This is a genomic window from Cohnella suwonensis (assembly GCF_042655365.1).
GTDB classification, from domain to species: Bacteria; Bacillota; Bacilli; order Paenibacillales; family Paenibacillaceae; genus Cohnella; species Cohnella suwonensis.
The window spans coordinates 1-201 of record NZ_JBHSMH010000121.1 but is presented as its reverse complement, the minus strand read 5'-3'; the positions used below and the strand labels follow the sequence as shown (position 1 = coordinate 201).

The 201-nt window shown below is 67.7% G+C and carries 1 pseudogene; it reads right to left on the bottom strand.

What is annotated here, in order from left to right:
- Positions 1 to 201 (bottom strand): annotated as a pseudogene (locus ACFPPD_RS26935) (cellulase family glycosylhydrolase); the annotation flags it as partial.

Sequence of the window (201 nt, the reverse complement as noted above, 5' to 3'; positions counted from 1 at the left end):
TCGGCGCGGCCGGAGGCTGCGGCGCCGTCGGCGTCGCGCTCGCCTGCGCGGAGTTGACGCTTTCGCCTACGGCATTCGAAGCGCTGACGACGTAATAATAAGTCGTGCCGTTCGTCAGTCCCGTGTCCGCGTAACTCGTCGCCGTCACTCCGGTCGCCACGTTCGCATACGGTCCGCCGCTCGTCGTGGCGCGTTTCACCG